Source organism: Pseudomonas sp. Irchel s3a12 (assembly GCF_900187485.1).
GTDB classification, from domain to species: Bacteria; Pseudomonadota; Gammaproteobacteria; order Pseudomonadales; family Pseudomonadaceae; genus Aquipseudomonas; species Aquipseudomonas neuropathica.
In genome coordinates this window covers 230,864-245,820 of the sequence record NZ_FYDN01000009.1, presented here as the reverse complement: position 1 = coordinate 245,820, position 14,957 = coordinate 230,864, and the positions used below count along the sequence as shown (strand labels likewise).

Here is a 14,957-nt window from a genome sequence, read left to right as displayed (position 1 = left end):
ACCACCCAACAACCCGAACGCATGTACCTCGCCAACCCCAAGTACAACAGCGAATCCCTGCTCGCCAACGCCAGCGAAACCCTCGGCTCCGCCAGCGAAATGCTCCTCAACTTCGCCGCCATGCTCGACACCCCCCACCGCAAAACCGCCCTGGGCATCGCCCAAGTCGTGATGCTCGGCGAAATCGCCGTCAATCAAGCGCTGGATAACGTCGAAATCGCCAGCTAGATGTGAACGATCTCTGTAGCGATTCCTCTGTTCTTCGCTACAGAGACTTATTACCTCACATTGTTCAGGCGACGCTTTACATAGACGAGAGTTACATCGCTTGTAATGGCCTGACTTGACGCGATAGCGTTGGCGTCCATCTCTCGACCGAGCGGTTCTCCAATGGCGTTACACGAATGCATGCACACATTTGAAGAGTTAGCCAAAACGGTTCTGCCCGGCCATATGAGCAGAATGAAAAGCTCTCTTGAAACTCCGCGAGAGATGAAGGACTTTTCAGTGCCCGGTGTTGGCGTTAAATCGTTGCTGAAACAGTTCAAACTGGCGCAAGATTTTTCGGGCTGCTACGTGTTGATCGACAACGGCGTGCCTATCTATGTTGGTATTTCAAGAAGCGTGATCAGTCGGCTTCGTCAGCACGTCTTCGGTAAAACACACTTCGACGCTAGCCTTGCTTTTCGAATTGCGATGGCAAAACATCCAGATCAAACGATTTCCAAGCTGACGCGCGCGAAGGCAATGGATGATCCTCTATTCGGTACATCATTCGCAGAGGCTCAGTCCTATCTCAAGTCACTCCAGGTGGCAGCGATAGATATTGAAAATCCGCTTGTGCTTTACGTTTTCGAACCCTACTGCGCGCTGGATCTTGATACTCACCAGTGGAATTCGTTTGAGACCCATTGATTCGGAATTCTCTGCATCTCAACTGACCTGTTAAACAGACGATCTACATGTTTGTTTAATAGGTGTCTCTCGTTGCTGGCTACGCCCTACAACTCCTTGCGCCATCGCCTACGACTAAGCCAGAATCCGCCGGCTTGTGCGTCTGGCACTCCCGCCGTACCTTGATTCCCGTCGCTGCTCATCAGTGATCGGGTCTGCAAGCCCGCCGGAAAAACCAGTCGCACAGTCAGCCAAAGGACACTCGTTCGTGTTCGCTCAATGGCGGCTTTGTGCGGGAGACCTTCGGGTCTGCCGGGTGCCTGGTTTCCCGGTCTTGCAGACCCGCGCATAGCTGCCACCCATCATCTGCAAGTGATGCTGGTAGCTCCTAATGAAAACCAGGAGCACAACCATGATCAAACCAACACCCAACCCACCCGAAACCGACCCGACATCCCCCTACGAATCCCCCGACTCCAAACGCTTCCACGAAGCCGCCGAACGCGCCCTCGACCACTACCTCAAACCCGCCAGCCAAATCATGGCCAGCACCCAACAACCCGAACGCATGTACCTCGCCAACCCCAAGTACAACAGCGAATCCCTGCTCGCCAACGCCAGCGAAACCCTCGGCTCCGCCAGCGAAATGCTCCTCAACTTCGCCGCCATGCTCGACACCCCGCACCGCAAAACCGCACTGGACATCGCCCAAGTCGTGATGCTCGGCGAAATCGCCGTCAACCAAGCGCTGGATAACGTCGAAATCGCCAGCTAACCCCCACCCCGACGAGGGGAAACCCTCGTCGAACCCCGCTGGCACACCCTGGCTGGCACACGGCCACGGCTTGCGCCCCCCAGCCCCGGCTGTCACCCTTCGGGCCGTTCTCAAGGATCAGAACCAGGAATCACGGATGAGTGGCTACGTACCCAACCCCCCGAAAAACTACCGCTACGAAGAAGCCAAACCCGTCGATATTCACGCCCAGCGTTGGGCGGAATATGAGAAACACGGGAAAGAACCTGCGCGCGAACCTGAAAAAATCGGGATCGCGTTACGTATCGGCGTGTTCTTTGATGGCACTGGCAATAACGCGAATAACGCTGCCGCAGGCTTACTTTGCGGTGCGCATCACCCCATCGCCGCCAAAGATATCGATGCTAGCTGCAAGCCGTATATGAGTGATCCGGACAGCAGCTACGGCAATGATGTCAGCAATGTCAAAAAGCTGAGTGACCTGTACGACACGCCTGAAGCAGCTGAAGGCGCGGGACCACGCAAGCAAGCTTTCCGCATGGTGTATGTCGAAGGGATTGGCACTCGTGCAGGTGAAGAGGACAGTACGTTGGGAGCGGGCGCCGGGCGAGGCGAAACAGGTGTTGCAGGCCGCGTTCAATCTTCATTTGTATTGATAAAACAACGTATCAAGGAGGCATTGGATGAAAATCCGGGCAGCGAAATTACATCGCTCACCTTCGACACGTTCGGCTTCAGTCGTGGCGCAGCCGCCGCGCGACACTTCGCAAATGAAATCGTACGCGGCAAACAAGGCCCATTAGGAGATATCCTTCGCAGCGATTCTGATCGCTTCAGTCCGACCTTCAGCGAGCAATATAAAAGCGATATCAACATGGGCTTTATAGGCCTGTTCGATACGGTGCCTTCAATTGCTGGCTGGTCGAATTTGGGGAACATCAAAAGCGCTGTCGCGACAGGTCTCAAGCTTTACCTGGACAGGCGGTTTTTCACGGATGTTGTCCAATTGGTCGCGCGAGATGAATGCAGAGGTAATTTCGCCCTCAGTCGAGTAGCAATGGATCACCAGGAAATTGTTTTACCTGGCGTACATTCCGATATTGGTGGGGGGTATCTTGAGGAGGCCAATGAGTGTGTACTCGTCAGCCCGATGCAAACTCTTGAAGTTTCCCTTCACACAGATGTCGACAGCACCTCTATTTACCGAGACGCGGTAAATGTCAGAAATCAGTGGCTCGACAAAGGCTGGCCCGCTGAAATGCTGGAAATCGTTACGCCTCCTGCACTTCTGATACCGAGCAGTCCACGGGACCGATTGAGTCCGGGTGTCAAGCGCGTCTATGCTGCCGTACAGCTCAAGCGTCCTGTGAGCGGAATGCTGTCGAGAGTATGTCTACGGGTGATGCATCAACAGGCGAAAGCAAAAGGAGTGCGCTTCAACGACATTCCTGAAACTGAAGAGTTTGCCGTTCCACCGGAACTCCGAGCCTTATGCGATCGATTTGTCTCAGGGGACTACAGCACCACGGAGCAAGACGAGCAAATGCTAAGACTCAAATACATCCATACCTCCGCCAACTGGAACCACCCACTTGGCGACGAGACGGGAGTGGCGTGAAGGCGGTATATATCAACGCCCCCACGTCAGATGCAATTCGCGTAAAACATCCGCACGTACCTGACTGGACGCTTTGGTAATGAAGTTACTTGCAACCCTGCTGTGCAGCCTATTTGTGAGCGGTTGTCACGCTGACCCGCTATCGGCAAAAAACGACCCTAAATCACCATGGTGGGAACTCGGGTTTACCGAGCCTCGCTACATGAAGGTCTGGGTTGAGGACACTGCCGTTGAAGACATCAAAGGAAAGACGTTTCTTCGTACGGGAAAGGGATCCGCATCGGGTGGGCAGCCAGAAGATGGAACAGAGTCGGCGCGAGGCTGGCACGGTGTGGGCAGTTCCGCGAAAGCAGTAGTGGGTGCTGATCTCCCGAAACGGATCTTCGTTCGCTGGCAGTCCATCGTAGAACCTCAGACCTATCGAGCCTGGGTGGATATACCCGAAGAGGCCAGACAACTGATGCTGACATCGGTGAATCAACGCTGCGCGAAAACTCCAGACCAGACAGCTACCTATATATCTTCGGTCTATCTGGGTTTAGCTCCCGGCGGGGCCATCCAGGTTTGGGTAAGAGACTCATGTCACCATCCGGTCGAAGTGGCGAAAGCGCAGGCCGAAATCGAACCGTTGGGGCCGAGTCAGGGGAAAACCCAAGGGCGCTACGCTTATCCCATCAGTGAAAAGTCCAAGCGGTATATTGAGAAATGGGGAATCCCTTACGGAAGTTGGTGAGTCGCGTACGCAGATCTTTGAAGCAATTGGGAATGAGGCTAACTTCTGGATGATCCTTATCTGACCCCGCTTGTTCCTTGGGGATTGTACGTTGTCAATGGTTGGCTATACTAACCCGTGTACATAAAAGTAAAGAAATCGTTTTTTGACGATGGTGGAAGGTGCTGAGAGATTTGTAATTCAATCTATCGTTGAAATTTTTCTACGGACAAAGGTTAGGCTTATGGAACTCGAACCTGAAATTTTCGCGAAAATTGCTGCGCCGATTTTGTCAGGGGTTCTAGGCGTTATAATTAAGCACTATCTAGAAGCCAGATCAAAGATAATATCTTTCATCGGCCATGCGTCGTCATTCACAGTTCAGGGAGAACATCCGGTTGTGATCCACACTCACGCCGTAGTGGTTCGGAATGCTGGGAGAAAGGCTGCAACAAATGTTCGCCTCTCGCATGCGATTTTGCCCAGCAATCTCACGGTCTATCCGCCAGTTATGTACACCATTGAACGTAACCCTGAAGGGGCAGGAGAGATCGTTTTTCCTTCACTGGTACCAAAGGAACAAGTGACCATATCGTATCTTTATTTTCCACCTTTGTTGTGGAGCCAAATTAACGTAAATGCGAAATCGGACGAGGGGTTTGCAAAAATAATTAGTGTTATTCCTATTCCCCAGCCTAGCAAGTTTGTTAATTACTGCTTGTGGTTGCTGATTTTTGTCGGGGTGTCGTTTCTAATGTACTGGCTAATTCAGTTTGTAATCTCCATAGTTTAGGTGTTTTCTAGTGGTGGTGCTGTTATTTTGAAAAGTTGAAAAAAAGCTGGGCGGCGGAATCGAGCGCTGCACTTAACGTAACTACTGTCTGCAAGTAGTAATTTTTCCTGTTTCAGCTCTAGGTGAAATGCTGATGAATGATGGAATCGGCGAAAGTCTTTTTTGCTCTGGCGCAATCGAAGAATCTGTGAGTGCCAAAGGGGCTGATTTTTAGTAAAAACCAGTCCCCTTTTTTAGCTTCTTATAGCTTTTTTTTGAGTGGTTTTTTTCGAGAAAAATCGATACTTTGATCCCGTTGCGCATGTAACCCAATCGCCACGACTGCTTGGCTGCGTCAGCAATATTTGGGGTGTTATGATTATTTCATTGCTTTTAGTAATTCAACCGGAAGAGTGCTTTCTAAATCGGAAAAATCTTTGTAGGTTACAATTCTTTTTGACTGAATATCAACCGGCAAATCATCAAGCAAATGGGATATCAAAATTGTTGTTTTGTCCAGTGCGTGCGCCAATCCTAACTCATACAACACATTGGGATTTCTCCCGCCCAGATTTACCAAAATAACTTTTGCCTGAATTAAGCTTTTTAAAACGTGTGAAAAAATATCTCCTTTAAAGTTTTGTTCATCACCTCGAATGCATCGAATGTCTGCCTTTTCGCATATGGATTTAATGATTTTATAGACTTCATCGAATTCGTTGTGAAAAGGCGTTAGCACAAAAACATAATCTTTTTCTATTAAATCTGATTGTTTCAGGCCGGCACTCTTCAAGAAATCATTCAGAATTAGTCCAGGCTTTTCACTTTTGATTGATCCCCTATTTCCATCCAATTGTAAGTGGTATGAGTCTTCAAATCTCGAGGGCGTTTTGCTAAGCCTTTTGTTAAGGCTGTAGATTTCTGATTCAATACTTTTGCGAAGTAAATCTAACTCTACTTTTTTCGTATCTTCGTTGTATCTAGATTCTTTGTTTTTTTGCATAGTGTAAAACATTAAGGCCATTACAGCTGTCATGGCTAGCATCAAAATGGCAAATGAAACAATAAATTCAAATGAGGTCATGTCTCGCATCACTTCACCACCTTAAAAACTAAGAAATAAAAAACAAGAAACGTAACAACTGCATTTAAGAACCATAAGCCAAAAGAATGCAGGTTTTTATCTTCATCGATGTACTCCTTGCATGGCCTATATAGTGCTCCAAGTTGGAAGGCGGCCACTAGCAGAATTCCTACGATCAGAGTGGCTCGGTTGTCGAGCCAGTGCTGAATCATTGTGGCTGAAGTGATTGCCACTGAAAGAGCAACAAAGGTAAGGTCGACTGGTAAGGCTAAACAAATGTCCCCTAGAATTGTCGGTGTGCTTTTTTTGTTAACTATAAAGCTCCTTAGTGATGCGCTCAACAATACCAGTAGGGCGGGTAGTATTAATGTTTCCACTTATCTGTCTCCAACTCTATTCAATTCCTGTCTCTGGTCGTTACTGATCAATTCAAGAGACCATTGGTTTCTGTGATATTGGATTTCACTTTAAATCCTTACTGTCAAAAAATATGATGACTGCCAAAGATGTTTGGATAATGCGACGTGACTCAAATAAAAAATCCGACATGGATATTCTTTATCGATTATATCAAAGTTCACGCTGTCGTTTTGCCAGTATAGTGTCTATTGAGCGTTTTTGGCGAAAACAGATCCTCCCTTGAATTCATATCCGTCCTGGTCGTGCCAGACTCTCAATTTACTCAAGGCTTGGTCCCGCGACGATGTTGAACGAGGTAGCTCCCAATACCTCCCCATTAACCATAACCCGTACCCCATGCCGCCCCACAAAATGCTTCCGCGTCGTAAAATCCTTAATCACCTGCCGCCTCCCCACAACCTCACTCCCAAACCCCGCCAACCCCACCGTCTTCAACTTAAAAACCTTCCCCGAAACCCCGCCATTCGCCTTCACATAGTCAATCGCATAATCAATCACCAACCGCTGCTCATGCGCCACCGTGGACTTCACCACAAACGACAACGTAATCGCTTCCCCCAACCGCACTACCGCCGGCTCAACCCGCACATCCAACAACTCAACCTCAGCCTTCGCCCCGGCACCAATCACCGTCAGCGCCCGCAAATCCCCCTGTTTAATCAAACTACGCAACGCATGCTTGGCAACCCACGCCGTGTGCTTGTTCTCCAACGACCAACCTTCAATCGTGTCCAGCACCCACCCCGGATGCACCTTCGTCACATCATTCAAATGATTCGCCACGGACTTGCGCACGTACAAACTCTCATCCGCCTTCAACCGATCCAGTATCCCCGCTGCCAACTGCGGATCGGCCTGAACCGCTTCTAACCGAAACGACCAAGGCAGGCGAGGGCGGCTGCCTTCGCTGGCGAGTCGGCGAACGTGGTGGTTTTCGTCTCGGGTCCAGTCGTGCATCCGTTCCAGCGAGCGCTCCAGGTCGCTGCGCAAAAAGTGGCGGATGGCGAATTCGGAGGAGCCGAAGGTGGTGAAGTACTTCAGGGCGTCCATGGAGGTGTCGAACGCGTGACCGCCGTAGCTCGCGACGTAGTGCGGCAAACACATGCTGACGAATCCGCTGTTCAGCCTTGGCGCGAGTTCACGCAATACATCGAGGGAATCTTCGTAGTCCAGCGGCAGCACGGCGTGCAGGCTTTCGCTGACGCGGGCCATGCGTTGCATCACTGATAATTCAGCGAGTCCGTCCTGGGCATGTTTGAGAAATGCCTTGGCCTTGAACGCCGGGTACACGGCGCTCATTTCGCGGGCGATGTGCTGCAAGCGCTCGGCGTTGAAGATTTCCTTTAACGCCGGGGCGGCGGTGTCGGGGGGGCTCATGGTCAGGTCATCGGGGTGCTGACGAACGCTTCGAGGGTTTCGGCGTAGGCGGTGTATTGAGCGATGTGTGGGTAGCGGCGGGTGTCGATCTGGTCGGGGACGACGAGGCCGGTGAAGCTCCAGGCGACGGCGAGGCTGATGCCGGCCTGGGTGAGGGTGCCGTCGGTGGGCAGGCCGGTTTTTTCCAGTTCTTGCTCGAGGGCGGTGAAGGCGGCGGCGAGTTGGCCTTCGACGCGTTCGACCCACGGCTGATATTGAATGTCTGCCGGGCGCAGGTTGCGTTCGTAATAAAGCTGCACGGCTTTTTCGCAGGCGGCGAGGCTGAGGCCGATCAGGCGCAGGGCTTGGGCGCGTTGTTTCAGTTCGGTTGGCAGCAGGCTTTTGCCGGAACTGGCTTCTAGGTAGTCGAGGATGAGCGTCGAGTCCATCAGGACCACGCCGTCGTCGAGGATCAGCGTGGGGGCTTTGACCACCGGGTTGATCTGCTGGAATTGCTCGAAGTGGCGGAACACCGAGACCGACTCGTGTTCGAGGTCAATCCCCAAGCGTTTGGCGGAGATGGCTACGCGGCGTACGTAAGGGGAGTCCAGCATGCCGATCAGTTTCATGACGCGTTCCTTCAAGTCGAACCGGTGGGAAGGCATAACCTAGCCGACGCTGAGGCAATTGTCAGTCGTCGAAGCCGGGTTGTTCGTGAATCTCATCAACATTCAGTTCCAGCCGATACGCCACTGCCACAAACAGCGCCTGACACAAACACAACGTCGCACTCAGCGAACGAAAGGCGAGGGCGCTGCCTTCGTTGACCAGCAATACGCTGTTGGCGAGTTTTGCCAGCGGCGAGAGCTGGCTGTCGGTGAGGATCAGGGTGTTGGCCTGTTGCTGGCGGGCGAAGCGCAGGCAGTGTTGGGTCTCCTTGGCGTAGGGCACGAAGCTGATGGCGATGACCAGATCGTTGGCGCGCACGCTGCGCATTTGCTCGCGATAGCTACCGCCCAGCCCCGAAACCAGGTGAATGCGCTTCTGAGTGTGTTGCAAGTTGTAAACGAGGTAGTCGGCGACGGCGAAGGAGCGGCGCACGCCGACGACATAAATGTTGTCGGCGTTGACGATCAGCTCGACGGCTTTTTCGAAGGCGGCGTCGTCGAGTTCGCGGCCCAGGCGTTCGATGCCGGAGCGGGTGGCGTCGATGCATTCGCGGGCGAGGTCGCCGGCGCTGGCTTGCTGCGACTGGTCGGCGATCATGCTGCGGATGCGTTGCTGGTAGTTTTGCACCGGCGAGGCTTTGTGCGTGTAGGCGCTGCGGAACAGCGCCTGCATTTCGCTGAAGCCGCTGAAACCGAAGCGTTGCGAGAAGCGCACGATGGCGGACGGGTGGACTTCGCACTCGCGGGCGATGTCGCTGATGCGGTCGACCATGATCCGGTCGCTCTGTTGGCTGATGTAGCTGGCGATGCGTTTGAGCTGGCGCGGCAGGGCGTCGTATTCGTCGGTGATCAGTTGCAGCAGGCGCTCGGCATTGATCGGGGGGCTGGCGAGTGAAACCTCGTCGGTGGCCGGCAGATCGGGGCGGGGCATAGGTCATCCTTCAGGCTGATTGATCACACGGTGGGCCTGATATTAGGGGGGCTTTTGCGGTTCTGCTTTGCTGAAACGATGCAGTGCGTGGTAAAAAATTGCGTCTGAGCGCTGCGTGGTTAGCCGTTTGTCTTCTATATACAGCCGCTCGACTGAATTTCTTGCTATAAACGCACTCCGATGGCCGTGTGAACCCTGTGTCAGAGCAGTTTCCGGGCGTTGTCGGACAAATTCCCTGTATTTACAGTTGCTGAGGCCTCGATCGGGCCTTAGACTGCCGCCCCTCGTAAATTGAGTGCCGGGTGGCATTTGCAATAAACGATGCCTTTTCGCCGACCGCACGCGGTTCGCCGAAACGCTCCCTAATTCGCCTTAATGCACGTTTTTTTATAGAGATATCAATGACAAAGGACAAGTTGCTGGCCATGCCGGCAGATGACTACATGAATGCAGAGCAGCACGCTTTCTTCACTGAGCTGCTGCAGAACATGAAAGTCGAAACCCACGAGCGCATTGAGCAAAACCGTATCGCCATCGAAAGCCTGGACACCCCGGCTGACCCGGCGGACGCGGCTTCGGTTGAAGAAGAGCGCACTTGGCTGGTGAACGCGATCGATCGCGACCAGCGCATGCTGCCGCAACTGGAACAAGCCCTTGAGCGCATCAAGGAAGACAGCTTTGGCTGGTGCGACGATAGCGGCGAGGCCATTGGCCTGAAGCGCCTGCTGATCAGCCCGACCACCAAGTACTGCATCGAAGCTCAAGAGCGTCACGAGCAGATCGACAAGCACCAGCGTCAGGCCTGATTCTGTGGGGTGACCCTTTCAACAGGGGCACCTTGAAAAGATCGCAGCCTTCGGCAGCTCCTACATGGGCGTTGCTGAAGGCTGCGATCTTTGTTTTTGCTCGTCTGCAATAAGCCCGCGCCGTTCCATTGACCTGCCACAGACCCCACGACTAACGGACCATGGATAATGGCGTTGTAGTGGCGTTTAATGCAGTCACAATAATGAGAACAAGCGTGGGGTGTTGATATGACGAGAGACGGATCTCTGGTTGGGGCTTTGCCTGCACCAGTGCTTTTGCCGAAAAACCGCTGGATTGCGCCGCCCCTGCAAAGCATCGCCCTGATGCTGTTGCTGGCCGGCATGACGCTGGGTGGATGGTCGCTGTACATCGGCATGCCGCTGGCGGTGCTGATTGTCTGGCTACCGCGCTTGCGTTCCCGCGCCATCCCCGATGCCCAGCCTGCCGACACGGGCAGCGCCATGTCCGAACTGAGCCGCGACCTTTCCTACACCACCAGCCATAACGCCTTGTCGGCGGCCGGTGTGGCGTTTTCGGTGAAGGAACTGGCGAGCAAACTCGAATCGCAACTCGATGCGGCGGCGCAGATCGTCAGCAACGCCGAGGTGATGATCGCGACTGAACACGCCACTTCACAACTCAGCCGTGCCGCGCTCGAAGCAGCCAGTCAGGCGCATCACAGCAGCGCGGCGGGGCGCACGGAACTGGTGGATTCGATCGCGCGCATGCATCAGCTCAGTCAGCGCGCCAATGCCAGCCGTGAGTTGATCGAAGCCTTGAGCCTGCGCAGTGACGATATTCAGCGCGTGACCCTGGTGATTCAGTCGATTGCCAGTCAAACCAATCTGCTCGCATTGAACGCGGCGATCGAGGCAGCGCGAGCCGGAGAGCATGGTCGCGGTTTTGCCGTGGTCGCGGATGAGGTGCGTGGATTAGCGGCGCGCACGGCGTCGGCCACCGGTGAAGTGGGTGAGATGGTCGCCGACATTCAACAACGCACGGCGCAGGTGGTGGAGCAGATTCGCGAGTTGTCGAGTGATCTGCAGATCGGTGTCGAGCAGGTCGAACACACCGGCCAGCATCTGCAGAACATCGCGCGACTGGCCGCCGGAGTGGAAACTCAGGTCGGTGAAATCGCTCAGGGTGCGGAAACCAATCGCGAGCAACTCGACAGCCTGTTCAAGGCCATCGAGCAGATGCGCAGCGATCTGGCGATCAGCGATCAACAGACTCGCCGCCTCGCTGAAGCGGCGGTGCAAATGGAAGGGCAGGCGGAAACCATCAGCGAGCGGCTGGCCGAAGTCGGTCTGGATGACTATCACCAGCGCATCTACGATCTGGCCCGCGAAGGGGCGAGCCAGATTGCCGCGCGTTTCGAAGCGGATGTCGAGCAGGGAAAGATAAGCCTCGAGGATCTGTTCGATCGCCAGTATCAGCCGATCCCGAATACCCAACCGGCGAAGTTTCAAACCCGTTTCGACCGTTACACCGATCAGGTGCTGCCGGCGATTCAGGAGCCGTTGTTGCCGCGTCACGAGGGGTTGGTGTTCGCTATTGCCTGCACGCAGCAAGGTTATGTGCCGACGCACAATCAGCTGTTCAGTCAGCCGTTGACTGGCGATGCGCAGGTCGATGCGGTGAACAATCGCACCAAACGCAAGTTCGCGGATCGCACCGGTATTCGCTGCGGCAGCCATCAGCAACCGGTGCTGTTGCAGACTTACACCCGCGACACCGGTGAACTGATGCATGACCTGTCGGTGCCGATCATGATCAAGGGCCGGCACTGGGGTGGATTGCGTTTGGGCTATAAGCCGGAGAAACCGCGCTGAGGGATTGTTACTTGCAGTGCAATGAATCTGTGCACGGAGCTTGCTGTTTCCGCTCGAAAGAAACCATTAATCTGCCCGCTTAGTTAGGTTGCTAATGATTTCGGGGGCTGCATGCAGTGCAGGGTTGATGTTGCTGTGATGATCGGCAGTGGCGTGCCGGCCGGTTTGCGCGCGTTGGGGCAGAGCGTGTGCTGGGTGGTTTTGCTCAATGGCGAGCGTCGCGGCACCGCGTTTGCCAGTCGCAACGAGGCCGAGGAGTGCAAGGCTGCGTGGCTCGCGCAATTGCAAGCCGAGTTTGCTGACAGCCTGCACTGAGTTCGGTTACTTGCCGTCGTGAAGGCGTACGTTCAGCTCGTCGAAGACGATTGCCCTGTCATCGTCTTTGCTGATCCACTCTTGCAGCGTTTGCCTTTGAGAGTCCGACCAGAAATGGGCATCGACTAGTTTGGTGTCAGCGTCGAGAGGATGCGCGTCGATGAAACTGTCGATCTCCGGTCCTTCTGAAGGAAGACCTAACTGATCGAACAGAGTTTTCAAGTTATAACCTTCCAGATCCATCGTGTTCTCCTTTTTGATTTGCGCCGGGATGGCACAATCGGTCGCTCTCTTTATCTGAGGCAGCCATTCGCCAGGAGTTCGATCTTCGACTCAAGTGAGCGGGCGAGGGCGCAGGCTTCGTTGTGATCTTCACGGAAACCTCTTACGCGCCCGGTCGATGTTTCCTTTATATGGAAGAAAGCGTTGCCGGCGGGTACCACTTGGAAACGCGGGTAATCGTCGTTGATCGTGGTGGCACTTAGTATCAGCGACGATTCGATCCGGGCGTCAACGGTCATGGCAAAGTGAGTCCGAGTGCACATATGAAGTCCTTTTCATCAGTTGGCCGGTATTTACCGGCCGTTTCGGGTAGTCGGAATGAGCATCGCTGCTCTAGAATCGCCAGTACCTGTTGACGACAGGGCTTATCTAAAGCAATTTTTCGCCAGCGATATGTCGGAGAAGTGCTTTTTTTCGTGAGAATTTTCCCTAAAGTTCGTAGTCAGACTGCTCTTGCTGACGCTGAGGAATTTTCCTTCAGGTTTTGGCGACATCGGGATGAGTTTCCCGAGTGACAATCCAGTAGTCTTACCAACCTCGCGTTGAATGAGCACTCTGCTCGATTCGGGCTTTATTGATTTGTTTGCAGTGACATCGGCCTGGCCGTTTTTTTGCCGTGCGCGTTTTCCGTGTGCGGTTTTTTCAGATGTGGGGATGTTTCTTTGGCAGTCAGTAATCTCGATATGCATGCTTTGTTCGTGTTGGGTGATTTGCGTGCAAAGCTGGTCAAGCTGTTCCAGTCGCGTTTTGTTTACATCACCGAGCAGAACGCCGAAGGCATTTACGTGGCCGAGATCGACACCGAAAGTGCCTTGGTGGTCGATGACAAACCGGGGCTCAAGCTCAAGGTCGGCGATCATTTCAGTGCATCGGTCTTGCCCAGCCGCGAAGGCGGCAAGATGGATCTGCGTTTTCGCGAAATCAAACTCACGGTCTATGGACTGGGTGATTACGCTTTCGTCGAAACCGCTGACGGGCACGCCATCCTGTTCAAGGAAGGCCATAGCGTGGTGACCGTGTTCGCCGCCCATGAGCAATTGCAGGAAGGCCTGACCAAAACCCTGAAAGCCGTTACGGCCAAAGCCGCCAAGTGGCGCAAGGGTGAGCTGGTGACGTTCAAGGCCAGCGAGTGAGCCGCGCGGATTTCCATGCGCAGAACCTCGACACTGCACGCAAGGAAGCCCAGCGGTTGTTCGCCGCCAAGGCGGAACTGCAGGGTGCCTGGCTGAATTGGCTGGCTGCGCAGATCTATCAGTTGCGCCCCGCGGAATACGCCAGCATGGTCAGGCGCGAGCTGCAAAGCTTGCAGGAAAAGTCTGATTCATAACCTCGTCCGCAGCATGACCCGGAAAAAGCAGGAACCTCGGCTACAGTCAGTTGACTGAGTATTCAGAGGCTTGCGGTCTTCTGTCAGGCCAACCTGCCATTGCTGTGAACAGCACGAGGTGCAATGCATGAACGGATTTCGACGGTTATTGGCCGCCAGCGTGGCCACGTTCGGTTTGCTGACATCAGCGCCATCGGTGATTGCCGCCCAGGCGCCGATCCATTTTGCCGACCTGAACTGGGAAAGCGGCAGCCTGATTACCGATGTGCTGCGGATCATCGTCGAGAAGGGCTACGGCTTGCCAACCGACACCTTGCCTGGCACCACCATCACGCTGGAAACCGCACTGGCCAACAATGACATTCAGGTCATTGGCGAGGAGTGGGCGGGGCGCAGTCCGGTGTGGGTCAAGGCCGAGGCCGAAGGCAAAGTCGTTAGCCTCGGTGATACCGTCAAGGGCGCTACCGAGGGCTGGTGGGTGCCGGAGTACGTGATCAAGGGTGACCCGGCCAAAGGCATCAAGCCGCTGGCGCCGGACCTGCGCAGTGTCAGTGATCTTAAAAAGTACAAGGACGTGTTCAAAGATGCAGAAAATCCGAGCAAGGGTCGGTTCCTCAACAGTCCGATCGGCTGGACGTCGGAAGTGGTCAACAAGCAGAAGTTGACGGCTTATGGTCTGCAGGACGATTACACCAATTTCCGCAGTGGCTCCGGTGCGGCACTGGACGCTGAGATCAGTTCTTCGATTCGTCGCGGTAAGCCGGTGCTGTTTTACTACTGGTCGCCAACACCGCTACTGGGCAAGTTCAAACTGGTGCAACTGGAAGAGCCGCCATTTGATGCCGAAGCCTGGAAGACGCTAACCGATGCGGATAATCCCAATCCGAAACCGACCCGGTCGCTGGCTTCGAAGCTGTCGATTGGTGTGTCTACGCCGTTCCAGAAGCAATATCCGCAAATTGCCGAATTCTTCAGCAAAGTGGACTTTCCGATCGAGCCGTTGAACAAGGCGTTGGCCGAGATGAGCGAGAAGCACACGGCGCCGCGTGATGCGGCGGTGGCGTTCATGAAGGCCCACCCGGATGTGTGGCAGGCCTGGTTGCCGAAGGATGTGGCGGATAAGGTTTCGGCTGATTTGAAGTAAAGGGTTGAGGCTGATGGCCTCATCGCGAGCAGGCGAAGGCC

Annotated in this window: 18 protein-coding genes and 1 pseudogene; 12 read left to right on the top strand and 7 right to left on the bottom strand. The window is 54.1% G+C overall.

The window, feature by feature from the left end:
* From CKW14_RS17180 to CKW14_RS17155, 6 genes and pseudogenes are all read left to right on the top strand, one after another.
* A partial coding sequence (locus CKW14_RS17180) for a DUF6124 family protein (RefSeq protein ID WP_256587246.1) occupies positions 1 to 228 on the top strand: 228 nt, incomplete at its 5' end.
* 180 nt (positions 229 to 408) lie between these two features.
* Positions 409 to 915, top strand: a complete 507-nt coding sequence (locus tag CKW14_RS17175) for an excinuclease ABC subunit C (protein WP_026000442.1) — start codon at positions 409 to 411, stop codon at positions 913 to 915.
* A gap of 391 nt (positions 916 to 1,306) precedes the next feature.
* Complete coding sequence (locus CKW14_RS17170) at positions 1,307 to 1,669, top strand: DUF6124 family protein (RefSeq protein WP_095125741.1); 363 nt, start codon at positions 1,307 to 1,309, stop codon at positions 1,667 to 1,669.
* 136 nt (positions 1,670 to 1,805) lie between these two features.
* A pseudogene (locus tag CKW14_RS17165) lies at positions 1,806 to 3,346 on the top strand (phospholipase effector Tle1 domain-containing protein).
* The gene (locus tag CKW14_RS17160) at positions 3,346 to 3,999 is read left to right on the top strand and encodes a DUF2931 family protein (RefSeq protein WP_095125740.1); all 654 of its coding nucleotides are present in this window, start codon (positions 3,346 to 3,348) and stop codon (positions 3,997 to 3,999) included. Before CKW14_RS17165 ends, CKW14_RS17160 begins: the two are co-directional and overlap by 1 nt.
* Positions 4,000 to 4,222: 223 nt before the next feature.
* The gene (locus CKW14_RS17155; protein WP_141231804.1) at positions 4,223 to 4,771 is read left to right on the top strand and encodes a hypothetical protein; all 549 of its coding nucleotides are present in this window, start codon (positions 4,223 to 4,225) and stop codon (positions 4,769 to 4,771) included.
* A 358-nt stretch (positions 4,772 to 5,129) separates the two neighbouring features.
* Here CKW14_RS17155 and CKW14_RS17150 read toward each other — a convergent pair whose 3' ends face one another.
* The 4 genes from CKW14_RS17150 to CKW14_RS17130 all read right to left on the bottom strand — a co-directional run bounded on the left by CKW14_RS17150 (position 5,130) and on the right by CKW14_RS17130 (position 9,209).
* Positions 5,130 to 5,834 carry a hypothetical protein gene (locus tag CKW14_RS17150; RefSeq protein ID WP_141231803.1) on the bottom strand — a complete coding sequence of 235 codons (705 nt, stop codon included), beginning with the start codon at positions 5,832 to 5,834 and terminating at the stop codon, positions 5,130 to 5,132.
* Between the two features lie 678 nt (positions 5,835 to 6,512).
* Positions 6,513 to 7,631 carry a DNA alkylation repair protein gene (locus tag CKW14_RS17140; protein ID WP_095125736.1) on the bottom strand — a complete coding sequence of 373 codons (1,119 nt, stop codon included), beginning with the start codon at positions 7,629 to 7,631 and terminating at the stop codon, positions 6,513 to 6,515.
* A 2-nt stretch (positions 7,632 to 7,633) separates the two neighbouring features.
* The gene (locus CKW14_RS17135) at positions 7,634 to 8,239 is read right to left on the bottom strand and encodes a glutathione S-transferase (protein WP_095125735.1); all 606 of its coding nucleotides are present in this window, start codon (positions 8,237 to 8,239) and stop codon (positions 7,634 to 7,636) included.
* Positions 8,240 to 8,300: 61 nt separating this feature from the next.
* A complete protein-coding gene (locus CKW14_RS17130; protein ID WP_095049993.1) occupies positions 8,301 to 9,209 on the bottom strand; it encodes a MurR/RpiR family transcriptional regulator in 909 nt (302 codons plus the stop codon).
* Between the two features lie 401 nt (positions 9,210 to 9,610).
* Between CKW14_RS17130 and CKW14_RS17125 the strand changes: the two genes are divergently transcribed.
* The 3 genes from CKW14_RS17125 to CKW14_RS17115 all read left to right on the top strand — a co-directional run bounded on the left by CKW14_RS17125 (position 9,611) and on the right by CKW14_RS17115 (position 12,163).
* Complete coding sequence (locus tag CKW14_RS17125) at positions 9,611 to 10,015, top strand: TraR/DksA family transcriptional regulator (RefSeq protein ID WP_003225981.1); 405 nt, start codon at positions 9,611 to 9,613, stop codon at positions 10,013 to 10,015.
* Positions 10,016 to 10,243: 228 nt separating this feature from the next.
* Positions 10,244 to 11,848: a methyl-accepting chemotaxis protein gene (locus tag CKW14_RS17120; RefSeq protein WP_095125734.1), complete on the top strand. Its 1,605-nt coding sequence runs from the start codon at positions 10,244 to 10,246 to the stop codon at positions 11,846 to 11,848.
* Between the two features lie 111 nt (positions 11,849 to 11,959).
* Entirely contained in the window at positions 11,960 to 12,163 is a 204-nt protein-coding gene (locus tag CKW14_RS17115; protein WP_095125733.1) for a hypothetical protein, read from the top strand.
* Between the two features lie 6 nt (positions 12,164 to 12,169).
* Here the strand turns inward: CKW14_RS17115 and CKW14_RS17110 are convergent, their stop codons facing one another.
* From CKW14_RS17110 to CKW14_RS29580, 3 genes are all read right to left on the bottom strand, one after another.
* Positions 12,170 to 12,406, bottom strand: coding sequence for a DUF2789 family protein (locus tag CKW14_RS17110; RefSeq protein ID WP_095049996.1), 237 nt, complete (start codon positions 12,404 to 12,406; stop codon positions 12,170 to 12,172).
* 50 nt (positions 12,407 to 12,456) lie between these two features.
* On the bottom strand, positions 12,457 to 12,708 hold the full coding sequence (locus CKW14_RS17105) for a hypothetical protein (protein ID WP_095049997.1): 252 nt from the start codon (positions 12,706 to 12,708) through the stop codon (positions 12,457 to 12,459).
* Between the two features lie 102 nt (positions 12,709 to 12,810).
* Positions 12,811 to 13,134: a hypothetical protein gene (locus CKW14_RS29580; RefSeq protein WP_141231802.1), complete on the bottom strand. Its 324-nt coding sequence runs from the start codon at positions 13,132 to 13,134 to the stop codon at positions 12,811 to 12,813.
* Here CKW14_RS29580 and CKW14_RS17100 point away from each other — a divergent pair.
* The 3 genes from CKW14_RS17100 (at position 13,129) to CKW14_RS17090 (ending at position 14,916) form a co-directional block, all read left to right on the top strand.
* A complete protein-coding gene (locus CKW14_RS17100) occupies positions 13,129 to 13,578 on the top strand; it encodes a hypothetical protein (RefSeq protein WP_176471300.1) in 450 nt (149 codons plus the stop codon). The two genes, CKW14_RS29580 and CKW14_RS17100, sit on opposite strands and share 6 nt — an antisense overlap.
* Positions 13,575 to 13,772, top strand: coding sequence for a hypothetical protein (locus CKW14_RS17095; protein ID WP_095125732.1), 198 nt, complete (start codon positions 13,575 to 13,577; stop codon positions 13,770 to 13,772). Before CKW14_RS17100 ends, CKW14_RS17095 begins: the two co-directional genes overlap by 4 nt.
* A 127-nt stretch (positions 13,773 to 13,899) precedes the next feature.
* On the top strand, positions 13,900 to 14,916 hold the full coding sequence (locus CKW14_RS17090) for an ABC transporter substrate-binding protein (RefSeq protein ID WP_095125731.1): 1,017 nt from the start codon (positions 13,900 to 13,902) through the stop codon (positions 14,914 to 14,916).
* The last annotated feature ends 41 nt before the right edge of the window (positions 14,917 to 14,957 follow it).

What these genes read in the sequence shown, in the direction of transcription:
- CKW14_RS17125 (WP_003225981.1), top strand. Translation starts at nt 9,611, where the DNA reads ATGACAAAGGACAAGTTGCTGGCCATGCCGGCAGATGACTACATGAAT.
- CKW14_RS17135 (WP_095125735.1), bottom strand. Translation starts at nt 8,239, where the DNA reads ATGAAACTGATCGGCATGCTGGACTCCCCTTACGTACGCCGCGTAGCC.
- CKW14_RS17090 (WP_095125731.1), top strand. Translation starts at nt 13,900, where the DNA reads ATGAACGGATTTCGACGGTTATTGGCCGCCAGCGTGGCCACGTTCGGT.
- CKW14_RS17110 (WP_095049996.1), bottom strand. Translation starts at nt 12,406, where the DNA reads ATGGATCTGGAAGGTTATAACTTGAAAACTCTGTTCGATCAGTTAGGT.
- CKW14_RS29580 (WP_141231802.1), bottom strand. Translation starts at nt 13,134, where the DNA reads ATGCATATCGAGATTACTGACTGCCAAAGAAACATCCCCACATCTGAA.
- CKW14_RS17160 (WP_095125740.1), top strand. Translation starts at nt 3,346, where the DNA reads ATGAAGTTACTTGCAACCCTGCTGTGCAGCCTATTTGTGAGCGGTTGT.
- CKW14_RS17175 (WP_026000442.1), top strand. Translation starts at nt 409, where the DNA reads ATGCACACATTTGAAGAGTTAGCCAAAACGGTTCTGCCCGGCCATATG.
- CKW14_RS17140 (WP_095125736.1), bottom strand. Translation starts at nt 7,631, where the DNA reads ATGAGCCCCCCCGACACCGCCGCCCCGGCGTTAAAGGAAATCTTCAAC.
- CKW14_RS17170 (WP_095125741.1), top strand. Translation starts at nt 1,307, where the DNA reads ATGATCAAACCAACACCCAACCCACCCGAAACCGACCCGACATCCCCC.
- CKW14_RS17150 (WP_141231803.1), bottom strand. Translation starts at nt 5,834, where the DNA reads ATGACCTCATTTGAATTTATTGTTTCATTTGCCATTTTGATGCTAGCC.
- CKW14_RS17155 (WP_141231804.1), top strand. Translation starts at nt 4,223, where the DNA reads ATGGAACTCGAACCTGAAATTTTCGCGAAAATTGCTGCGCCGATTTTG.
- CKW14_RS17105 (WP_095049997.1), bottom strand. Translation starts at nt 12,708, where the DNA reads ATGTGCACTCGGACTCACTTTGCCATGACCGTTGACGCCCGGATCGAA.
- CKW14_RS17115 (WP_095125733.1), top strand. Translation starts at nt 11,960, where the DNA reads ATGCAGTGCAGGGTTGATGTTGCTGTGATGATCGGCAGTGGCGTGCCG.
- CKW14_RS17120 (WP_095125734.1), top strand. Translation starts at nt 10,244, where the DNA reads ATGACGAGAGACGGATCTCTGGTTGGGGCTTTGCCTGCACCAGTGCTT.
- CKW14_RS17100 (WP_176471300.1), top strand. Translation starts at nt 13,129, where the DNA reads ATGCATGCTTTGTTCGTGTTGGGTGATTTGCGTGCAAAGCTGGTCAAG.
- CKW14_RS17130 (WP_095049993.1), bottom strand. Translation starts at nt 9,209, where the DNA reads ATGCCCCGCCCCGATCTGCCGGCCACCGACGAGGTTTCACTCGCCAGC.